The organism is Pseudomonas putida, from assembly GCF_050989985.1.
Lineage (GTDB): Bacteria > Pseudomonadota > Gammaproteobacteria > Pseudomonadales > Pseudomonadaceae > Aquipseudomonas > Aquipseudomonas putida_AI.
The window spans coordinates 5,578,963-5,598,245 of sequence record NZ_CP158815.1 but is presented as its reverse complement, the minus strand read 5'-3'; the positions used below and the strand labels follow the sequence as shown (position 1 = coordinate 5,598,245).

18 protein-coding genes are annotated in these 19,283 nt (G+C 59.5%); 3 read left to right on the top strand and 15 right to left on the bottom strand.

Annotated elements, in window-relative coordinates:
- Nucleotides 1–24: 24 nt before the first annotated feature.
- The 5 genes from ABTV29_RS25670 to ABTV29_RS25650 form a co-directional block, all read right to left on the bottom strand.
- On the bottom strand, nucleotides 25–759 hold the full coding sequence (locus tag ABTV29_RS25670) for an amino acid ABC transporter ATP-binding protein (RefSeq protein ID WP_433767383.1): 735 nt from the start codon (nucleotides 757–759) through the stop codon (nucleotides 25–27).
- Nucleotides 756–1,427: an amino acid ABC transporter permease gene (locus ABTV29_RS25665; RefSeq protein WP_433772019.1), complete on the bottom strand. Its 672-nt coding sequence runs from the start codon at nucleotides 1,425–1,427 to the stop codon at nucleotides 756–758. Before ABTV29_RS25665 ends, ABTV29_RS25670 begins: the two co-directional genes overlap by 4 nt.
- Nucleotides 1,427–2,173, bottom strand: coding sequence for an amino acid ABC transporter permease (locus ABTV29_RS25660; RefSeq protein ID WP_433767382.1), 747 nt, complete (start codon nucleotides 2,171–2,173; stop codon nucleotides 1,427–1,429). Before ABTV29_RS25660 ends, ABTV29_RS25665 begins: the two co-directional genes overlap by 1 nt.
- Before the next feature lie 193 nt (nucleotides 2,174–2,366).
- Nucleotides 2,367–3,281: a glutamate/aspartate ABC transporter substrate-binding protein gene (locus ABTV29_RS25655; protein WP_433767381.1), complete on the bottom strand. Its 915-nt coding sequence runs from the start codon at nucleotides 3,279–3,281 to the stop codon at nucleotides 2,367–2,369.
- Nucleotides 3,282–3,557: 276 nt separating this feature from the next.
- Nucleotides 3,558–5,183: a glucan biosynthesis protein D gene (locus tag ABTV29_RS25650; RefSeq protein ID WP_433767380.1), complete on the bottom strand. Its 1,626-nt coding sequence runs from the start codon at nucleotides 5,181–5,183 to the stop codon at nucleotides 3,558–3,560.
- Between the two features lie 415 nt (nucleotides 5,184–5,598).
- Here ABTV29_RS25650 and ABTV29_RS25645 point away from each other — a divergent pair, with 415 nt between their 5' ends.
- Nucleotides 5,599–5,784, top strand: a complete 186-nt coding sequence (locus tag ABTV29_RS25645) for a hypothetical protein (protein WP_433767379.1) — start codon at nucleotides 5,599–5,601, stop codon at nucleotides 5,782–5,784.
- Nucleotides 5,785–5,794: 10 nt separating this feature from the next.
- On the opposite strand, the gene ABTV29_RS25640 is transcribed toward ABTV29_RS25645, so the two are convergent.
- Complete coding sequence (locus ABTV29_RS25640; RefSeq protein WP_433767378.1) at nucleotides 5,795–5,989, bottom strand: hypothetical protein; 195 nt, start codon at nucleotides 5,987–5,989, stop codon at nucleotides 5,795–5,797.
- A 150-nt stretch (nucleotides 5,990–6,139) separates the two neighbouring features.
- The gene (locus ABTV29_RS25635) at nucleotides 6,140–6,652 is read right to left on the bottom strand and encodes a BRO-N domain-containing protein (RefSeq protein WP_433772017.1); all 513 of its coding nucleotides are present in this window, start codon (nucleotides 6,650–6,652) and stop codon (nucleotides 6,140–6,142) included.
- 439 nt (nucleotides 6,653–7,091) lie between these two features.
- Between ABTV29_RS25635 and ABTV29_RS25630 the strand changes: the two genes are divergently transcribed.
- Both ABTV29_RS25630 and ABTV29_RS25625 read left to right on the top strand, forming a co-directional pair.
- On the top strand, nucleotides 7,092–8,345 hold the full coding sequence (locus ABTV29_RS25630; RefSeq protein WP_433767377.1) for an AAA family ATPase: 1,254 nt from the start codon (nucleotides 7,092–7,094) through the stop codon (nucleotides 8,343–8,345).
- A 2-nt stretch (nucleotides 8,346–8,347) separates the two neighbouring features.
- Nucleotides 8,348–8,974, top strand: coding sequence for an RloB family protein (locus tag ABTV29_RS25625; RefSeq protein ID WP_433767376.1), 627 nt, complete (start codon nucleotides 8,348–8,350; stop codon nucleotides 8,972–8,974).
- Between the two features lie 59 nt (nucleotides 8,975–9,033).
- On the opposite strand, the gene ABTV29_RS25620 is transcribed toward ABTV29_RS25625, so the two are convergent.
- From ABTV29_RS25620 to ABTV29_RS25585, 8 genes are all read right to left on the bottom strand, one after another.
- The gene (locus ABTV29_RS25620; protein WP_433767375.1) at nucleotides 9,034–10,518 is read right to left on the bottom strand and encodes an APC family permease; all 1,485 of its coding nucleotides are present in this window, start codon (nucleotides 10,516–10,518) and stop codon (nucleotides 9,034–9,036) included.
- A 272-nt stretch (nucleotides 10,519–10,790) separates the two neighbouring features.
- Complete coding sequence (locus ABTV29_RS25615) at nucleotides 10,791–12,215, bottom strand: gamma-aminobutyraldehyde dehydrogenase (RefSeq protein WP_433767374.1); 1,425 nt, start codon at nucleotides 12,213–12,215, stop codon at nucleotides 10,791–10,793.
- A 160-nt stretch (nucleotides 12,216–12,375) separates the two neighbouring features.
- Nucleotides 12,376–13,185 (bottom strand): ABC transporter permease, encoded by an 810-nt coding sequence (locus ABTV29_RS25610; RefSeq protein ID WP_110966596.1) that lies wholly within the window; start codon nucleotides 13,183–13,185, stop codon nucleotides 12,376–12,378.
- Complete coding sequence (locus ABTV29_RS25605) at nucleotides 13,175–14,122, bottom strand: ABC transporter permease (RefSeq protein ID WP_433767373.1); 948 nt, start codon at nucleotides 14,120–14,122, stop codon at nucleotides 13,175–13,177. Before ABTV29_RS25605 ends, ABTV29_RS25610 begins: the two co-directional genes overlap by 11 nt.
- Nucleotide 14,123: 1 nt before the next feature.
- Entirely contained in the window at nucleotides 14,124–15,161 is a 1,038-nt protein-coding gene (locus tag ABTV29_RS25600; RefSeq protein WP_433767372.1) for an ABC transporter ATP-binding protein, read from the bottom strand.
- A gap of 188 nt (nucleotides 15,162–15,349) precedes the next feature.
- The gene (gene ydcS, locus ABTV29_RS25595) at nucleotides 15,350–16,501 is read right to left on the bottom strand and encodes a putative ABC transporter substrate-binding protein YdcS (protein WP_433767371.1); all 1,152 of its coding nucleotides are present in this window, start codon (nucleotides 16,499–16,501) and stop codon (nucleotides 15,350–15,352) included.
- An 83-nt stretch (nucleotides 16,502–16,584) separates the two neighbouring features.
- Nucleotides 16,585–18,072: a gamma-aminobutyraldehyde dehydrogenase gene (locus ABTV29_RS25590; RefSeq protein WP_433767370.1), complete on the bottom strand. Its 1,488-nt coding sequence runs from the start codon at nucleotides 18,070–18,072 to the stop codon at nucleotides 16,585–16,587.
- 101 nt (nucleotides 18,073–18,173) lie between these two features.
- Nucleotides 18,174–19,088, bottom strand: coding sequence for a LysR family transcriptional regulator (locus tag ABTV29_RS25585; RefSeq protein ID WP_110966601.1), 915 nt, complete (start codon nucleotides 19,086–19,088; stop codon nucleotides 18,174–18,176).
- Nucleotides 19,089–19,283 lie beyond the last annotated feature (195 nt).

Below are 19,283 nucleotides of genomic sequence, written 5' to 3'. Positions count from 1 at the left end.
AGAGGGGAGCGGTGTCTTCTTTTCTTAGTGCTGCAGAATCTTGTTGAGGAAGTGCTGCGTACGCTCGGCGCGGTGGCTGATGTCGCCGAAGAACTCTTCTTTCTTGCAGTCCTCGATGATCATGCCCTTGTCCATGAAGATCACCCGGTCCGCCACTTTACGGGCGAAGCCCATTTCGTGGGTCACGCACATCATGGTCATGCCTTCGTGGGCCAGTTGCACCATCACGTCCAGTACTTCGTTGACCATTTCCGGGTCCAGCGCGGAGGTCGGTTCGTCGAACAGCATGACGATCGGGTCCATCGCCAGCGCACGGGCAATCGCCACACGCTGCTGCTGACCACCGGACAATTGGCCCGGATGCTTGTGGGCGTGGGCCGAGAGACCGACGCGGTCCAGCAGTTGCAGGCCTTTCTTGGTCGCTTCTTCCTTGCTGCGGCCCAACACCTTGATCTGCGCGATGGTCAGGTTTTCGGTGATGGTCAGGTGCGGGAACAGTTCGAAATGCTGGAACACCATGCCGACGCGCGAACGCAGCTTGGGCAGGTTGGTTTTCGGGTCGGCGATGGACGTGCCATCGACCACGATGTCACCTTTCTGGAACGGTTCCAGCGCGTTGACGCATTTGATCAGGGTCGATTTGCCGGAACCGGATGGCCCGCACACCACGATCACTTCGCCTTTTTTGACCTCGGTGCTGCAATCGGTCAGCACCTGGAAGTCCCCATACCACTTGTTGATGTTCTTGATAGAGATCATACGGTGATCCTTTTTTGCAGACGCTTGACCAACTGCGAGGCGGCAAAGCTGATGGTGAAGTAAACGAGCCCCGCGAAGATCAGGAACTCATTGGAGCGGCCGATGATGTCGCCGCTGGCACGCGAAGCATTGAGGAAGTCCACCAGGCCGACGGCGTAGACCAGCGAGGTGTCCTGGAACAGGATGATGCTCTGTTGCAGCAACAGCGGGGTCATCTTGCGGAAGGCTTGCGGCAGGATGATCAGGCGCATCATCTGGCCATAGGTCATGCCCAGCGCTTGCGCGGCACCCATCTGGCCCTTGGGAATCGACTGCACGCCGGCCCGGACGATTTCGCAGAAGTAGGCCGCTTCGAACATCATGAAGGCCACGATGCACGAGGTGAACGCGCCGATCGGGGTGTCTTCGCCGGTGATCCAGCGCAGCACGAACGGTACCGCCAGGTAGAACCAGGTGATCACCAGCAGCAGCGGAATCGAACGGAAGTAGTTGACGTAGGCGCCGGCCAGGTTCGACAGCAGCTTGTTGTGGGACAGACGGCACAGCGCCAGGATGGTGCCAAGGATGATCCCGCCGACGACGCCCATGGCCATCAGCTTGAGGGTCATGATCATGCCGTTCCACAGGCCCGGCAGGGACGGGACGATGCCCGAGAAGTCGAATTCCATCATTTACCCCCTACGGAGATCAGGCCCGGTACGGCAACCTTCTTCTCGACCATGCGCATCAGCAGCATCAGGCTCATGTTCAGGGTGAAGTAGATCAGTGTGGCCAGGGTGAACGCTTCGAACAGGTTGGCCGAGAACTCGGCGGTCTGTTTGGTCTGCGCGAGCAGCTCCATCAGGCCGATCAGCGAGGCCACGGACGAGTTCTTGAAGACGTTGAGAAATTCCGAGGTGAGCGGCGGAATGATGATCCGGTAAGCCTGGGGCAGCAGTACGTTCCAGTAGATCTGCGGCAAGGTGAAACCCATGGCGCGGGCCGCGGATTCCTGGCCTTTCGGCAGGGCCTGGATGCCGGTACGCACCTGTTCGCAAACCCGGGCGGCGGTGAACAGGCCAAGGCACACGACGACGCTGAGGAAGGCCGAGGTGGTCGGGTTCAGGTCCTGCTTGTACCACTCCTGCAGGTCAGGCGGCAGCAGGTCGGGTACCAGGAAGTACCAGATGAACAGCTGAACCAGCAGCGGCACGTTACGGAAGAGTTCGACGTAGCAGGTGGCGATGCCCGATACGATGCGGTTCGGCACGGTACGCATGACACCCAGGACCGAGCCCAGTGTCAGAGCGATGATCCAGGCCACGACGGCGATGCCGATGGTCCAGCCCAAACCTGCGATGAACCAGTCGAGATAGGTCTCGCTGCCCACGCCGGTGGACTTGAAGAACACGCCCCAGTCCCAGTTGTAATTCATTAGGGTCTCCCCTTGAGATCAATCGATGTACAAGTACCCGCCTGGGGGAAGCTCCGTCCCCGCCTGATCGTGTCGAACAGGCACACGCGAACGGCTCGATAGCCACCGGTTCGAGTGTTTCCAGATATGCCAGCAGGAGGTGACAACTCCTGAAAGGGCAACGGCCCTTTCAGGAGATAAGGTTAGTCAGAAATCAGGATTTCTTGTCGTCAGCCGCTTTATCGGTCGGCGTGGCGATCAGGGCCTTGAGCTCGTTGCTCATCGGGAAGCTCAGGTTCACGCCTTTAGGCGGGACTGGCTGCAGGAACCACTTGTCGTAGATCTTGTTGATCTCGCCCGATGCGTAGGTGGCCTTGATGGCGTCATCCACGACCTTCTTGAACGGCTCGTCACCCTTGCGAACCATGCAGCCGTATATTTCGTACGACTGTGGAGTGCCGGTCACGGACCAGTCGGCAGGCTTCTTGGCCTTGGCCATTTCACCGGCCAGCAATACGTCGTCCATCATGAAAGCCACTGCGCGGCCGCTTTCCAGCATCTGGAAGGATTCGCCGTGGTCTTTGGCGGAGATGACGTTCATGCCCATCTGCTTATCGGCATTCATTGCCTTGAGGATGCGCTCGGACGTGGTGCCGGCGGTGGTCACGACGTTCTTGCCTTTGAGGTCGTCGAAATCCTTGTAGGCGGAGTCTTTCTTGGCCAGCAGGCGGGTGCCGACTTCGAAGATACCGACGGAGAAGTCAACTTGTTGCTGACGCTCGACGTTGTTGGTGGTGGAACCGCATTCCAGGTCCACGGTGCCGTTCTGCACCAGCGGGATACGGGTCTGCGAGGTCACCAGGTTGTATTTGATCTGCAGGTTAGGCAGGTCCAGTTCTTTCTTCAGGGCGTCGACGACTTTCAGTTGCAGGTCGTGGGAGTAGCCCATCGGTTTGCCGGATGCATCGGCGATGTAGGAGAAAGGAATGGAGGCGTCGCGATGTCCGAGGGTGATAACACCGGACTCTTTGATTTTCTTCAGGGTGCCGGTGAGTTCGGCGGCGAAAACTGGAGTGCTGATCAGAGCTGCAGCAATGGCTGCGCCCAGGATATGGGGAACGATGCGCATCAAATTTTCCTCGACATTGTTTTTTTTATGGAGCCAGTTCATCGGCCCTTTTGTGCTTCGAATGCCTGACGGCTCCTGAAGTGTTGGCGCAACAGGCATTCGTCGAAGAAGTGTAGAGCATGACTCGTGCCAGACCAGTCGCTGCTGGTCAAAGCGTTGATTTATAAGGGGATTAAATATTTATGGCGGTTTTTTCAGCGCTGGAAAATCCGGTAATCCGAACCGACCCAAAGGTCGCGTTCGGAAAACCGAATGGATCAGGGGCGCAATCCGCTATCAGGGGTATTTGCGCTTGTCCGGTGCCGGCGGGAAATACTGGTACAACCAGGTTTCACTGAGCGTGCGGTCATTGGTGCGAATGAACAGCCGCAGCTCGACGGGGTCGACGCTGTCATTGGTCGGATACCAGTCGAACAGGATGCGGAAGCCCTTGATGTCATCGAGCACCAGCACGCTGAAATCCTTGACCTGGCCGTTTGAGCAGGTGACCACAGGCTCGATGCCGGCGCCTTCGGGCAAGCGGTCCAGGCCACCGCCGGTGAAATCCACGGCAAAGCGGCGAGCCCAGACTTCCGGGTAATGCTCGCCGGGCGCCCAGCCCTCGGTGAAACCGCCCATCCCGGAGCGGGTCGCATGGACCCGGGCCAGCGGTGTGCCAACCGGTGGCAGCGCACTCCAGTACAGCTTGTAGCCGTAGTTCAGCGAGTCGCCGGTGGCCACCGGTTTTTTCGGCGTCCAGAAGGCGACGATGTTGTCCATGGTCTCGCCGGTGGTCGGGATCTCAAGCAGGTCTACCGAGCCTTCGCCCCATGGCGTCGTAGGCTCGACCCACAGGCTCGGGCGGCGGCTGTACCAGTCGACGGTGTCCTGATAGCTGGCGAACTCGTGATCGGTCTGTACCAGGCCGAAACCTTTCGGATCGTTGTCGGCGAAGGCATTGAATTGCAGGGTGGCCGGGTTGTTCAGCGGGCGGCAGATCCACTCGCCGTTGCCGCGCCACATCGCCAGGCGGTCGGAGTCGTGGATCTGCGGGTGAATGGTGTCGCACATCCGGCGCTCGTGGGTGCCGCAGCTGAACATGCTGGTCATCGGCGCGATACCCAGTTGATCGATGGCGGTACGTGCGTTGACGTGGGCATCGACTTCCATCACCACGCGCTCGGCCTGGCAGTCGATATCAAAGCGGTAGGCGCCGGTCGCGCTCGGGGAGTCGAGCAGGGCATAGACCACGAAGCGGGTGCTGTCCTTGTCCGGAGTCTCAAACCAGAACTTGGTGAAGTCAGGGAATTCTTCGCGTTTTTTCGCGTAGGTGTCGATGGCCAGGCCGCGGGCCGACAGGCCATATTGGCCAGTGGCATCCACCGCGCGGAAGTAGCTGGCGCCGAGGAACGACACCACGTCGTGCTTGTCCAGCTCCGGCGCCTTGAACAACTTGAAGCCGGAAAAGCCCAGGTCGCCGGTCAGCTGCTTGGTGTCGACCGTGGTTTTTTCGTAGTTGAACAGTGATGGACGGAAGTGCACTTCGCGGGCCATGCGGGTCTTGGGATCGACGCTGTACATGCGCACCGGTTGCTTGAAACCCATGCCGACGTGGAAGAACTGCACGTCCAGCTGACCTTTGTTGTCTTTCCACAGCGAATGATCGCCGTCGTAGCGGATCGCGTTGAAATTCTGCGGGGTCATGGTCGCAAGCGTCGGTGGCAACACTTGCTTGGTGTCCTGGTAGGGGTTGCTGGCGAGTTGCTTGGCCTGGATTTTCAGGGCATCGAAGTCGAAGGCCTTGGCCTCGCCATCGGCGGTCCCTGGAGCGGCCCAGGCGCGGGCGGCGAGCAGGCCGGTAGCGGACAAACCGGTGTAGGCCGCAATGGCCATGGAGGCTTTGAGCAAGTTCCTGCGGTGCATAAATACAACCTGTCGTGACAATCCCGCGCCGTTCCTGGCACGTACTGGATCAGAAATTACGGTTCGGACATGCCTTCGGCCAAACGCGACGGACTTTAAACAGATGCCGGATAGCTTAAACCGTTCGATTGCAGAGCAAAAATGGTTGATGGCAAGACGCTAGCTCGCGAATGAAACAAGACGTGTCTGGAAACATTTCCGACAGCCCGGTCTGATTTACAGGGCATTTCTGCTTTTTTTGACTAATTACTCTAAAAACCGCTTTTCAGCGCCGGGATTATTTCTATTCTGTGGGCATGACCGGCTTATGCCCTTCGGGCCGGTACGGTTTAGTAGCCATGCGGCGCTGCCGGAAAAGGGATTGAGGGCGATGCGGTTTCTGAAGTTTTCTTTGACGTAGAGAAGGACATCGTCCATGTCGAAAGTACAAGGCATCACCGAAATATTGGGAATCTTTCCATGCCTGGGGATCGGGCGGCGAAGGCGTCGGCTCAATAGCGAGGAAATGAAGCTGGTGGAGCGCTATCGAGAGCTGTCGGAGAGTGACCGGATAGCGATGCGGTATCTGGTGGATGCGATGAGGAGTGTTTCGCGGTTTTGAGCAGAACTGGCTACCGTGAGGGCCATTTGGCTTTTACGGTGGTCAGGTCGGTCAATTTTCCTGCATCGGCGTCGGCAATGCCGAGGTCGATTGCTTGGCGAAGGGCCAATTGTCGAATGATCAACTGGGGGTAATTTTCTGCATACGAGCTGTTACTTGGAATGATTTCAACGACGCTTCGTTCGGCGTTACGAGTTTTGCTCATGATGAGAGTGCCCCATTCGAATGTGGTCCCCTGTAGGAGCGAGCATGCTCGCGATGGTCGTCAACGATGACGCGTATTTTCTGAATGTACGCGGCGTTCTTGAAACCATCGCGAGCATGCTCGCTCCTACAGGGGACCGGGTCGATTTCTTCAGTTGCAGGTGCCAACAACAGGGAACGGTCGCTGCACCTGCATCAAATCAGGCATATCCCGCCATTTGATCCACGCGTGTTGCTGGTAATGCAGCAAAGGCACCGTAATGCCGGCCCAATTCAAGGCACTCAGGCTCGGCAAGTTTTCCACCGCCGGTGTCTGTGCATTTCGCAGCATCGGAACCACCTCGTGACTCAACCATTGCCTCAAGTTGCGGTTTTCCGGGATGAAGTGGTGAACCAGCAACGCGTATACCCCCGATTCGCTGACCATCAGCGATTCGAGGGTCTTGCCGTTTTTCAACAACCAGACATGACGACGCTGATCGGGATCGAGCTTTTGGATGAGCCGTTCGTTCAGCGGTTTTCCCATCAAACGGCCAAGATCCTGGACGCAGAACCAGGCTTGATGGTCCTGCATGAAAGCGTGGAGGAAGCGGTTGTGGCGTGTGAAGGCGGTGGGGGTGAAGCAGGGATGAATTTCAGACGGATTTGATGAGTGTTTGTGCATTTTCGACTCCATGTTGAAAAAGGAGCCGCCACTAATCCTTCGACAGATTGGGTGGCGGACCGTGTGGCGTTCGAAGTCGGGACATTCTCGTTCAACATGGAAGCCATGAGAGGCCCGCGCCACACGGCCCACCATAGAGTGAAACTGAAAGGCAAAACAATGCCCCAGTTCATATGGGGGCGCGGATGCGCCATGTTGATGAGTTACCGGCTTCGACCCCGGGTCGCTGATTTGTCAGCGACGGGGAAAAGCCTATCGGTCAGGCGCTCGCGGCGCCAAGTCTACTCCGGCGACGCTTGTCGTAGGAATGAGAGTCTTCGCCGGAAGGCTGCATCTGTAGGAATTTCCTGTTTTTGCACGGCGTGCAGTCAAACGACACCCAATCCGCTGTTTTTCCTTTATCTATTCGAAACCAAGGAATTAACTGCAGGTTTTCTCCATGCTGATCGAATTTTCGGTTTCCAATTACCGCTCGTTCCGTGACAGGCAAACCCTGTCCATGGCGGCGACTCCTCGTCTGAGCAAGACGCGCAACCTTTTCACATCGTCCACGAACTCAGAGAGGCTTCCTGACCTATTGAAGGTCGCTGCAATTTACGGCCCGAACGCCTCTGGTAAATCCTCGTTGATCCGGGCGATGGGGATAGTCGGCCGCTTGCTGGCCATACCTTCAGGCTCCAATGGCGAACCGCTGCCGGTTTCGCCTTTTCGTTTTGATCGCGCATTGAAAGATGCCCCCAGTGTTTTTGAGTACAACTTTATTCAAGCGGGGCTGCGCTATCGGTTTGTGCTCGGATTGACCAGCCAAAGAATTTTTCAAGAACAATTGGTTGCGTACCCAAGAGGAAAAGAAACGCTCCTTTATGACCGCCACTTCGATGCTGATGGCGAACACTATGTTTTCGGTAAAACGCTGGAGGGTGGCAAAGAGGTGCATTGTGCATGGCGGCGTTTGACGAGCCCCAAAATGCTGTTTCTCGCGCAAGCCGTTATGAACAGCAGCGAGGAGCTAAGTCAGTTGCGAGCTCCGTTCAGCTGGTTTCAAACCGGCCTTCTTGTCGTTGACCAGAACAACATGATGGGGTTGTCGACTGCTTCTATCAGGTTTCTTCAGATGGTATCGGACTACAAAAATGATCTGAGGGACTTTCTGAGTGCGTTGGATATTCCGGTGTCTTCCATTGAACTGAACTCACACGAATCCGTTTCGATTCAACGGAATGGAAAACTCACGTTGAAAGATTTTTTGGCAGCTGCGCAGAAGGACAAATTGACCCTGACGCATACCAGTGCTTCGGGCGATGCGGATTTCGATTTTTCCGAGGAGTCGTGCGGGACAAAGAACCTGATCGGCTTTTGGTTGCCCTGGTTCATGATGAATCAGGCGGGTGGTAGTGGTGTCCTTTGTGTCGATGAACTGGACAGTAGCCTGCACCCTGAAATCGTTGCTGATTTGATCGGCAAACATTTGGACAGTGGTCTGGATACTCAGTTGATCTTCACCACTCACGATACGCATCTTATGAATGAAAAGATTTTGCGTCGCGATCAGTTCTGGATTGCTGAACGTGATGCTCATGGCGCCACAAGTCTTTTTTCTGTTCATGACTTTGTGGGGCGGGAGAGTGAGGATGTGGAGAAGCGCTACTTTGAAGGTCGTTATCGCGGATTACCGCTGATAAGGCAGGGCTGAGCATGGCGAGGTCGAGCAAGTCATTTGATCGCAAGGCATCCCGATTCAAGCCTCAACCTAAAGTGTTGGTGCTCTGTGAGGACAGTCAATCAGGGAGGCGGTATCTGGAAGACGCTGCCTTTCATTTTCGGGCAAAGGCGCAGGTTGAAATTGTTCACTGCGGAGTCACGCACCCGAGCGGTATTGTTGAACGAGCCGTTATCCGGCAAAAAAGTTTCGACAAAGTATTTTGTGTTTTGGATCGCGATACGCACCTTTGCTTTGGACGCGCGATGAGCATTGCCAAGTCTCACCCGAAGATCAGAGTCATTGCGTCGTATCCCTGCTTCGAGTTTTGGCTTCTCTTGCACTTCGGTTTCAACCGAAAGCCTTTCAGAGCTGTCGGAAAATATTCACCGGGTGATTTGGTAGTCAAGAGCCTGAGAGAGAGACCCAACATGGATCAGTACGACAAGGGCAAAGGCACCCGTTGTTTCGCTCAACTGCTGGGTGAGCCGTTTCTAATGGCGAGAGCGCTGGCGCCGAGGATTCTTGATGACGTCGTTATCAGTGGTGAGCCCAACCCGAGTACCGAAATCCACCTACTCATGGACGAATTCGAAGCGCTCTCGAAACCGCAACTCATCTGACGTTATCAAAACCTGCCCGCATCTCTGCGGGCAGGGCGTTTGACCAGAAGACGAAATGGTTACCGACTAACCTTCCACGCATCCCCCGCAGGCGCCGAGCCGTGGTCATACGGCTTGGCAATCCACATGTAGAGCAAGCCCAAACCAATCACGATGGCGGTGCTCAGGACCATGGCGTAGTTGATGTACCACGCGGCGTCTGGGGTCCGCGGCCAGGCCATGTTGATGATGGCGCCGATGCCGTAGGCCAGCGCGCCGATGTTCACCAGCCAGCCCCAGGCGCCGAGGGTGAATTTGCCGCTGGGTTTCCAGCTTTTCATGCGCGCATACAGGGCGCCGAGCACGATCATCTGGAACGCCAGGTAGATGCCGATGGCGGCGAAGCTGACGATGGTGGCGACCGCATCCTGCAGGAAGAAGCCGAGGATGATGATCAGCGCCGGCAGCACGCCGGAGACGAACAGTGCGGCGACCGGAACCTGGGTGTGAGGCGAGATCTTTTTCAGCAGTCGGCTGCCGATGACCATTTCGTCCCGGGCGTAGGAGTACAGCAGGCGACTCGCCGCCGCTTGCAGGCTGATGACGCAGGAGATGAAGGAAATCATCACCACGCCCATCACCATTTTCGAACCGACCGGGCCGAAGGCGTTGTTGAGGATGGTGCCTACCGGGTCCTTGTCGGTGCCGTTGATCACCGCTTGCATGTCCGGCACGGCGAGGATCAGCGCCAGGCAGGCGAACATCGCAGAGACACCGCCGATGTAGATGGTCATGCGCATGGCCACCGGGATTCGCTTGCTCGGGTTCGGGGTTTCCTCGGCCACATCGCCGCAGGCCTCGAAGCCGTAGTACAGGAACATCCCCGCCAGCGAGGCGGTGAGGAAGGCCGGCAGGTACGAGCCGTCGACGCTGATGTCGAAGGTGTTGAACAGCACGCTGATCGACTGATGACGTTCGAAAATCAGCAGGTAAACACCTACGATCACCGCGCCTACCAGTTCGCAGAGGAAGCCGAACATGGCAATGCGTGCCAGCACCTTGGTGCCGCTGAGGTTGACCAGGGTGGCGAACAGCGTCAACACCAGGGCGATGACGATGTTGGTGTTGTTGCTCGGTTCAAAACCCAGCATCGCCGCGAGATAAGGGCCGGCGCCGACCGCAACGGCGGCGATGGTCACGCACAGGGCGATGGAGTAGATCCAGCCGACCATCCACGCCCAGCGCTTGCCCACCAGACGACGGGCCCATGGGTATACGCCCCCGGAAATCGGGAACTGCGAAACCACTTCACCGAAGATCAGGCACACCAGCAGCTGGCCGATACCCACCAGCAGATAAGCCCAGAACATCGGTGGCCCGCCGGCGGCGAGGCACAGGCCGAAGAGGGTATAGACCCCGACGACCGGGGAGAGGTAGGTGAAGCCCAGGGCGAAGTTTTCCCACAGGCTCATGCTGCGATTGAAGTTGGAGGTGTAACCCAGTTTGCGTAGTTGCTCGGCATCGCTGTCGGCAATGGCTGTAGAGAGATCGGGTGATGCACTCATATGTGTTTTCTCCGGAAAATCGGCAGATTTCGGATGTCCGATGCCGTGGCGGGGCTTTGGGGGCGCCGCCAGGATCGGTGGTTATTGTTGTTTTGTTGGCTTTGAAACCTGGTGGTGCCTAATGCCGGTTTCGACCCTGAAACCGAGGTGACGCCATCTCTGTAGGAGCGAGCATGCTCGCGAAAAACCTGAGGACACCGCGGGGTATCAGGAACCCCGCGTCATCGTTGACGTCCATCGCGAGCATGCTCGCTCCTACAGGCGATGCTTTTTTAGTGCTTGAACATCACATGGCGAACGACGGTGTAGTCCTCCAACCCATACATCGACATGTCCTTCCCATACCCGGACAGTTTCTGACCGCCGTGGGGCATTTCGCTGACCAGCATGAAGTGGGTGTTCACCCAGGTGCAGCCGTACTGCAAGCGCGACGAGAGGCGGTGGGCACGGCCGACATCGGCGGTCCATACCGACGACGCCAGGCCGTAGTCCGAATCGTTGGCCCAGCCCAGCACCTGTGCTTCATCGCTGAATTTGGTCACCGACACCACAGGCCCGAATACTTCGCGACGGACGATTTCGTCGTCCTGCTGCGCGTCTGCCAGCACCGTCGGTTCGAAGAAGAAGCCATTGCCGTCCACCGCCTTGCCGCCGGTGATCAGGCGGATGTGCGGCTGGGCCACGGCGCGCTCGACGAAGCCGGCCACGCGGTCGCGATGTTGTGCGGTGATCAGCGGGCCGAGTTCGGTGCTCGGGTCATCCTGCACGCCGTACTTGATGCTGCTGACAGCGGCACCGAGCTTCTCGACGAATTTTTCGTAGATGCCTGCTTGCGCATAGATGCGGCATGCGGCGGTGCAGTCCTGGCCGGCGTTGTAGAAGCCGAAGGTACGGATACCCTCCACGGCCGCATCGATATCGGCGTCGTCGAAGATGATCACGGGGGCTTTGCCGCCCAATTCCATGTGCATGCGTTTGACGGTGTCGGCGGTGCTGGAAATGATGTTCGAGCCGGTGGCGATCGAACCGGTCAGCGACACCATGCGTACTTTCGGGTGGGTCACCAGGGGGCTGCCGACGGTGGGACCACGACCAAACACCAGGTTGAGTACGCCGGCCGGGAAAATTTCCGACGCCAGTTGCGCCAGGCGCAGTGCGGTCAGCGGGGTTTGCTCCGACGGCTTGAGCACCACGGTATTACCGGCGGCCAGGGCCGGGGCGATCTTCCAGGCGACCATCATCAGCGGGTAGTTCCACGGCGCGATGGAGGCGATCACACCCACCGGGTCGCGGCGAATCATCGAGGTGTGGCCTGGCAGGTATTCGCCACCGGCCGAACCGCTCATGCAACGGCTGGCGCCGGCGAAGAAGCGGAACACGTCGGCAATCGCCGGGATCTCGTCGTTCAGCGCAGCGCTGAAGGGCTTTCCGCAGTTGTCCGACTCCAGTTTGGCAAGCTCTTCGCCGTGGGCTTCGATGGCGTCGGCGAGTTTTAGCAACAGCAACGAACGCTCTTTGGGCGGGGTCTGCGACCAGCTGTCGAACGCGGCATCGGCGGCGCGCACGGCGGCATCGACCTGGGCTTCGCTGGCTTCGTTGATTTCCACCAGCACGCTGCCCAGCGCCGGGTTGAACACCGGTTGGGCGGGGCCTTCGCCGTCGAGCAGTTGGCCGTTGATCAGGAGTTGGGTTTGCATGACATCGTCCTCTTCAAAGCAGTTCTTGTTTTGAAACCGGCCCCTGTAGGAGCGAGCCTGCTCGCGATAGCGGTCTGACAGGCGACATCAGTGTTGAATGCCAGTCAGTCATCGCGAGCAGGCTCGCTCCTACAGGGGATAGTTGTTGTCTGTTATTGATTTATTTCCCGCCACTGCCCGCGACGCTTTCACCGCCCCGGGTCAGGTAATAGGCGCCGAGAATCGGCAGCATGGTCACCATCATCACCAGCATCGCCACGACGTTGGTCACTGGTACATCCCGAGGGCGGCTGAGCTGGTTGAGCAGCCACAGCGGCAGGGTGCGTTCATGGCCGGCAGTGAAGGTGGTGACGATGATTTCGTCGAACGACAGCGCAAACGCCAACATGCCGCCGGCCAGCAACGCCGAGCCGAGATTCGGCAGGATGATGTAGCGGAAGGTCTGCCAGCCGTCGGCGCCGAGGTCCATCGAGGCCTCGATCAAACTGTGGGAGGTGCGGCGCAAGCGGGCGATGACGTTGTTGTAGACGATCACCACGCAGAAGGTCGCGTGGCCGACGATGATGGTGAACATCCCCGGTTCGATACCCAGCGTCTTGAAGGTCGCCAGCAAGGCGATCCCGGTGATGATCCCCGGCAGGGCGATTGGCAGGATCAGCATCAGCGAGATGCCTTGCTTGCCGAAGAAGTCCCGGCGGTACAACGCTGCCGAAGCCAGGGTCCCCAGCACCAGGGCGATCAGCGTGGCGATGGAGGCGATTTGCAGCGACAGCTTGATCGCTTCCAGCACGTCGGGCCGCGCGAACGCCACGCCGATCCACTTCAGGGTGAAGCCCTTGGGCGGAAAGCTGAATGCCGCGTCCTCGGTGTTGAAGGCGTACATGAAGATGATCAGGATCGGGAAGTGCAGGAACACCAGCCCGCCCCAGGCTGCGATTTTCAGGCCGAGTGAAGCCTTTTCAGAGTGCATCGAAGGCCCCCAGTCGTTTGACGATGGACAGGTAGATGGCGATCAGCACGATCGGTACCAGAGTGAACGCGGCGGCCATCGGCATGTTGCCGATCGCGCCTTGCTGGGCGTAGACCATGCTGCCCACGAAGTAGCCCGGCGGCCCCACCAGTTGCGGCACGATGAAGTCGCCCAGGGTCAGGGAGAAGGTGAAGATGGAACCGGCGGCGATCCCCGGCACCGACAGCGGCAGAATCACCTGCATGAAGGTCTGGCGCGGCTTGGCGCCAAGGTCTGCCGAGGCTTGCAACAGCGACGGCGGCAGGCGTTCCAGCGAGGCCTGGATCGGCAGGATCATGAACGGCAGCCAGATGTAGACGAACACCATGAAACGACCCAGGTGCGAGGTCGACAAGGTACTGCCGCCCACGCCCGGAATGCCCAGCACGAAATGCAGCAGCGACTCCAGCCCCATGTACTGGACGAACCACTGCGCCACGCCGCCCTTGGCCAGCAGCAAGGTCCAGGCATAGGCCTTGACGATGTAACTGGCCCACATCGGCATCATCACCGCGATGTAGAAAAACGCCTTGGTCTTGCCGGTGGTGTAGCGCGCCATGTAGTAGGCGATCGGGAACGCGACGATGGCGCTGGCAATGGATACGACAATCGCCATGCTCAGGGTGCGCAGGATGATGTCGAAGTTCGAGGGCTGGAACAGCGCGGCGAAGTTCGCCAGGGTCAGGTCGGGAGTGACCGCCATGGTGAAGTCGTCGAAAGTGTAGAAGCCTTGCCACAGCAGCGTCAGCAACGAGCCGAGGTAGATCGCGCCGAACCACAGCAACGGTGGTACCAGCAGCATCGACAGGTACAGGTTCGGCCGACGGTACAGCAGGTTGGAAAACCTGCGTAGCGCCGAGCCGCCTGCCGTGGTTTGAGAGATAGCCATGGTGTTCATCTCACACCCCGCTCGCCAGGGTGTCGTGCAGAGGGATCATGGCTTCACGGGCCCAGCGCGCCGTCATGCGTTGCCCGGTCTGGTGCTGGGCGCTGGTGTCGAGCCACTGATTGTTGGCCTGGCTGATGTTCAGGGTCTGGCCGTTTTCCAGTTTCAGTTCATAGCGGGTGGCGCTGCCCTGGTACTGGATATCGTGCAGCAAGCCGCTGACTTCGATCTCGTGGCTGGCCAGCGGGCCGTTGGCGAAACGCACGTGTTCGGGGCGAATCGAAAACGGCTGCGGATTGCCGCTCAACTGTTTGGCCAGGTCGCCGCGAATCACGTTGGAGGTGCCGACGAATTCGGCGACGAAGGTGGTCGCCGGTTTCATGTACAGGTTGCGCGGCGAATCGACCTGCTCGATGCGGCCCTTGTTGAACACCGCGACGCGATCGGACATCGACAGCGCTTCAGTCTGGTCGTGGGTGACGAAAATGAAGGTGATGCCGAGCTGGCGTTGCAGCTTTTTCAGTTCGCCTTGCATTTGCTCGCGTAGCTTCAGGTCCAGTGCGCCGAGGGGTTCGTCGAGCAGCAGGACGCGCGGGCGATTGACCAGGGCGCGGGCCAGGGCCACACGCTGGCGCTGGCCGCCGGAAAGTTGCACCGGCTTGCGCTCGCCGTAGCCACCGAGGGCGACCATGTCGAGGGCTTCTTCGGCGCGCTTGAGGCGTTCGCCCTTGGCCACGCCTTTGACTTTCAAACCGTAGGCGACGTTGTCGCGTACGTTCATGTGCGGGAACAGCGCGTAGTCCTGGAACACGGTGTTCACGTCACGCTGATACGGCGGCAGCCCGGCGGCTTCCTCGCCATGAATGCGGATGGAGCCTGCGCTCGGTTGTTCGAAACCGGCGATCAGGCGCAGACAGGTGGTTTTGCCCGAGCCCGAAGGGCCCAGCATGGAGAAGAACTCGCCGTCCTGGATGTCGATGGAAACCCGGTCAACGGCTTTCACTTCGCCGAACTGACGGGAAACGTTGGTGAACTGGACTGCAAGCGTCATGGTGCGGTGCTCCAAAAAGGCGAGGGCCGTCGCAGCGGCCCTGCCTGGACTTCTGAAATCTTCATTGATGATCGTTCCCACGCTCCGCGTGGGAATGCCTCCCCGGACGCTCCGCGTCCGCTTCGGCGTGTGACGCAGAGCGTCACTGGCTGCATTCCCACGCGGAGCGTGGGAACGAGATGTGTGTGTTATCTGCCGCCCATGATCGCGATGTAATCCTGGGTCCAGCGGCTGTATGGCACGAACTTGCCGCCTTCAGCCTGCGGGGTTTTCCAGAAGGCGATCTTGTCGAAGTTGTCGAAACCGTTGGTCTTGCAGCCTTCGGCGCCGAGCAGTTCGCTCTCCTTGCACGCCGCCGGCACGGCTGGCAATGAGCCGAACCATGCCGCCACATCACCCTGGACCTTCGGTTGCAGCGACCAGTCCATCCACTTGTAGGCACAGTTCGGGTGCTTGGCATCGGTGTGCATCATGGTGGTGTCGGCCCACCCGGTGGCGCCTTCTTTCGGGATGGTCGAGGCAATCGGCTGTTTCTCGTTCACCAGGCCGTTGACCTGATACGGCCAGGCACCGGACGCGACCACGCCTTCGTTCTTGAAGTCGCTCATTTGCACAGTGGTGTCATGCCAGTAGCGGTGGATCAGCGGCTGCTGGGCGCGCAACAGATCGAGCACCGCCTTGTATTGCTCTTCAGTCAGTTCGTAGGGGTTCTTGATCCCCAGTTCCGGCTTGGCGGTCTTCAGGTAGAGCGCTGCGTCGGCGATGTAGATCGGGCCGTCATAGGCCTGTACGCGACCCTTGTTCGGCTTGCCGTCCGGCAGGTTTTCGGCATTGAACAGCACGCCCCAGCTAGTCGGCGCGGTCTTGAATACGTTGGTGTTGTACATCAGCACGTTCGGGCCCCACTGATACGGGGTGCCGTAGGTCTGCTTGTTGACCACGTACCACGGCGCATCTTTGAGGCGCGGGTCGAGGTTTTTCCAGTTCGGGATCAGCGAGGTGTTGATCGGCTGCACACGCTTGCCGACGATCAGGCGCAGGGAGGCGTCGCCGGACGCGGTGACCAGGTCATAACCGCCCTTGGCCATCAGGCTGACCATCTCATCGGAAGTGGCGGCGGTTTTCACGTTGACCTTGCAGCCGGTTTCCTTCTCGAAACCGGTGACCCAGTCATAGGCCTTGTCGCTTTCGCCACGTTCGATGTAGCCGGGCCACGCCACAATATCCAGCTGGCCTTCGCCGGCACCGACAGCCTTCAGCGGCTCGGCGGCCTGGACACAGGCACTGGCCAGCAGCGCGGTGGTGATTGCACTGAGCAGTGCGGTCTTGTGCACGAACATGGGAATTCCCTCTTCTTTAAATTATGGTCGGGGCAGTTTTGAACGTGGTGAAGCATGCCGTTGTCGGCTTGTTATTAGCGTAGTCAGAGATGTTGTCCGTGGCGCGCCATGATGTGCCGCACCACGCTGTAGTCCTGCAATGAATCGCTGGACAGGTCCTTGCCGTAGCCCGAGCGCTTGAGACCGCCGTGGGGCATTTCGCTGACCAGCATGAAATGGCTGTTGATCCAGGTGCAGCCGTACTGCAAGCGCGCGGCGACCTGCATCGCCTTGTCCAGGTTCTGGGTCCAGACCGAGGACGCCAGGCCGTATTCCGAGTCGTTTGCCCAGTCCACCGCCTGCTCCAGTTGATCGAAGCGGGTCACGGTGACCACCGGGCCGAACACTTCGCGCTGGACGATTTCGTCACTCTGTTTGCAACCGGCGAGCAAGGTCGGCTGGTAGAAGAAGCCGGCGCCGGAATGAACGGCCGCACCGGTGACCCGCTCGATGTGCGGTTGACCGAGGGCGCGCTCGACGAAGCTGGCCACGCGGTCGCGCTGGCGGGTGCTGATCAGCGGGCCGATTTCGTTATCGGCGTCGCGCTTGCCGGCGAAACGCAGGCTGCTGACCGCGGCGCCGAGTTCCGCCACCAGGCGGTCGTGAATCCCGGCCTGGGCATACACCCGGCAGGCCGCGGTGCAATCCTGGCCCGCGTTGTAGTAACCGTAGGTACGCACGCCTTCGACCACGGCCTGGATGTCGGCATCGTTGCAGACGATCACCGGGGCCTTGCCGCCCAGTTCAAGGTGCGTGCGCTTGAGGGTCTTGGCCGCGGCCTGGAGGATTTTCTGCCCGGTGACGATATCGCCGGTCAGCGACACCATGCGTACCTTGGGATGGCTGACCAGATGGCTGCCGACGCCTTCCCCGCCACCGCACACGATATTGATCACACCGGGCGGCAGGATGTCGGCCAGCGCCGGTGCCAGGGCGAGGATCGACAGCGGCGTGTGTTCGGAGGGTTTGAACACCAGCGTATTGCCGGCGGCCAGGGCCGGGGCGATTTTCCACGCGGCCATCATGATCGGGTAGTTCCACGGCGCAATCGACGCCACCACGCCAATCGGATCGCGACGCACCATGCTGGTGTAGCCCGGCAGGTACTCGCCGCTGAGCTGGCCAGTCTGGCAACGCACGGCGCCGGCGAAGAAGCGGAACACGTCGACCGTGGCAGTCAGGTCATCCTGACGGGCCAGGTGCAGCGGTTTGCCGCAATTGAGGGCTTCGAGGCGGGCGAGCAGGTCGGCGTTTTTTTCGATGGCGTTGGCGATGTCGAGCAACAGGTTCGAACGTTGCTGCGGCGTGGTGCGCGACCAGTCGGTAAAGGCACGGTGGGCGGCGAGGATGGCGGCTTCGACTTGTTCGGTGCTGGCTTCGGCAATCTGCGTCAGGACTTCACCGGTGGCCGGATTGAGGATTGGCTCGACAAAACCCTGGCCCGCGACCAATTCGCCATCGATCAACAACGCGGTGAACAGCGGGGTCTGCGCGCCAGCCATTTTTCGGGTTCTCTTTTCTTGTATGGCCATGTTGCTCCCTGTGACTGGGACCGGCCGTCTTATATAGATGGATCAAGACTAGTGCGCGGACCCGAGGTCGACAAATACTAAATACTGAAGGTGGCGTTCGATTAAATAGATGGCTTGCGGCCGCCGTGGGGTTGCTCGCGAGCCACCGTCAGGAACGGGTCCACCAGGGCCGGACGCGCGGTGCCGCGACGCCAGGCCAGGCCCACGTCCAGGGTCTGACTCAGGTCGGCGATCGGTCGCGCTTCAATGATGTCGCCCTCCAGCGACCACGGGCGGTAGGTCATGTCCGGCTGGATCGACACCCCGAGGCCGGCGGCCACCAGGCTTCGCACTGCTTCGGTCGAGGCCGTGCGCAAGGTAATGCGTGGTTGCAGCGAGGCGGCCGTCCACATGCGCTGGGCGTTGCGATCCATTTCATCGACGTTCAACTGGATCAACGGCTCGCGGGCGACGTCGGCCAGGTTGATGCTGTCGTGTTCCAGCAGCGGATGCTGGGCCGGCAGCCACAGCCGGTGGGGCGAATGGGTCAGGACTTCCGTCTGCAACGCGTGGCGGTCCTCGAGGTTGGACAGGATCAGCACGCCGACATCGATCTCGCCGCTGACCAGCAAATGCTCGATGTACGGGCGTTCGTCCTCCATTACGCGGATTTCCACGTTGGGGTAGGCGCGCTGGAAACGAGTGAGCAAATCCGCGAGGTAATAACCGGCCACCAGGCTCGTCACGCCGACGATCAACTGCCCGGCCACCTGATCGGTGCTTTGTTGCAGGCTGCGCTTGGCGTTATCGACGGTGGCGAGAATCAGGTGCGCCTGGCGCAGGAACTGATGGCCCTGGTGAGTCAGGGTCATGCCCTTGGCGTGGCGGCTGAACAGGCTGACGCCAATCTCTTCTTCCAGTTGCTGGATCGCCAGGGTCAGGGTGGACTGGGAAATGAACGCGGTTTGCGCGGCGGCGGAGATCGAGCCGGTCTCGGCCACGGCGATGAAATGACGGATCTGACGCAAGGTCATCATGGAAGGGCACCCGGTGGGCTGTTTTTATCGATTTGGTCGAGTGTATATCTAATTTTCTGAAAGCCGCTGCAAACCGCGAGCTTCAAGCGGCAAGTGAGGGGCGGCGAAGCAACATCTGGAAGCAATCTCGCGGGCGGGCACCGGGCACTTTCGATCTAGGCTGGGGGCCTTATTAGCCGGACAAACCCTGTTACG

What these genes read in the sequence shown, in the direction of transcription:
- ABTV29_RS25600 (WP_433767372.1), bottom strand. Translation starts at nt 15,161, where the DNA reads ATGACGCTTGCAGTCCAGTTCACCAACGTTTCCCGTCAGTTCGGCGAA.
- ABTV29_RS25635 (WP_433772017.1), bottom strand. Translation starts at nt 6,652, where the DNA reads ATGCACAAACACTCATCAAATCCGTCTGAAATTCATCCCTGCTTCACC.
- ABTV29_RS25665 (WP_433772019.1), bottom strand. Translation starts at nt 1,427, where the DNA reads ATGGAATTCGACTTCTCGGGCATCGTCCCGTCCCTGCCGGGCCTGTGG.
- ABTV29_RS25655 (WP_433767381.1), bottom strand. Translation starts at nt 3,281, where the DNA reads ATGCGCATCGTTCCCCATATCCTGGGCGCAGCCATTGCTGCAGCTCTG.
- ABTV29_RS25645 (WP_433767379.1), top strand. Translation starts at nt 5,599, where the DNA reads ATGTCGAAAGTACAAGGCATCACCGAAATATTGGGAATCTTTCCATGC.
- ABTV29_RS25650 (WP_433767380.1), bottom strand. Translation starts at nt 5,183, where the DNA reads ATGCACCGCAGGAACTTGCTCAAAGCCTCCATGGCCATTGCGGCCTAC.
- ABTV29_RS25640 (WP_433767378.1), bottom strand. Translation starts at nt 5,989, where the DNA reads ATGAGCAAAACTCGTAACGCCGAACGAAGCGTCGTTGAAATCATTCCA.
- ABTV29_RS25615 (WP_433767374.1), bottom strand. Translation starts at nt 12,215, where the DNA reads ATGCAAACCCAACTCCTGATCAACGGCCAACTGCTCGACGGCGAAGGC.
- ABTV29_RS25610 (WP_110966596.1), bottom strand. Translation starts at nt 13,185, where the DNA reads ATGCACTCTGAAAAGGCTTCACTCGGCCTGAAAATCGCAGCCTGGGGC.
- ABTV29_RS25590 (WP_433767370.1), bottom strand. Translation starts at nt 18,072, where the DNA reads ATGGCCATACAAGAAAAGAGAACCCGAAAAATGGCTGGCGCGCAGACC.
- ABTV29_RS25620 (WP_433767375.1), bottom strand. Translation starts at nt 10,518, where the DNA reads ATGAGTGCATCACCCGATCTCTCTACAGCCATTGCCGACAGCGATGCC.
- ABTV29_RS25670 (WP_433767383.1), bottom strand. Translation starts at nt 759, where the DNA reads ATGATCTCTATCAAGAACATCAACAAGTGGTATGGGGACTTCCAGGTG.
- ydcS (WP_433767371.1), bottom strand. Translation starts at nt 16,501, where the DNA reads ATGTTCGTGCACAAGACCGCACTGCTCAGTGCAATCACCACCGCGCTG.
- ABTV29_RS25630 (WP_433767377.1), top strand. Translation starts at nt 7,092, where the DNA reads ATGCTGATCGAATTTTCGGTTTCCAATTACCGCTCGTTCCGTGACAGG.
- ABTV29_RS25625 (WP_433767376.1), top strand. Translation starts at nt 8,348, where the DNA reads ATGGCGAGGTCGAGCAAGTCATTTGATCGCAAGGCATCCCGATTCAAG.
- ABTV29_RS25605 (WP_433767373.1), bottom strand. Translation starts at nt 14,122, where the DNA reads ATGAACACCATGGCTATCTCTCAAACCACGGCAGGCGGCTCGGCGCTA.
- ABTV29_RS25585 (WP_110966601.1), bottom strand. Translation starts at nt 19,088, where the DNA reads ATGATGACCTTGCGTCAGATCCGTCATTTCATCGCCGTGGCCGAGACC.
- ABTV29_RS25660 (WP_433767382.1), bottom strand. Translation starts at nt 2,173, where the DNA reads ATGAATTACAACTGGGACTGGGGCGTGTTCTTCAAGTCCACCGGCGTG.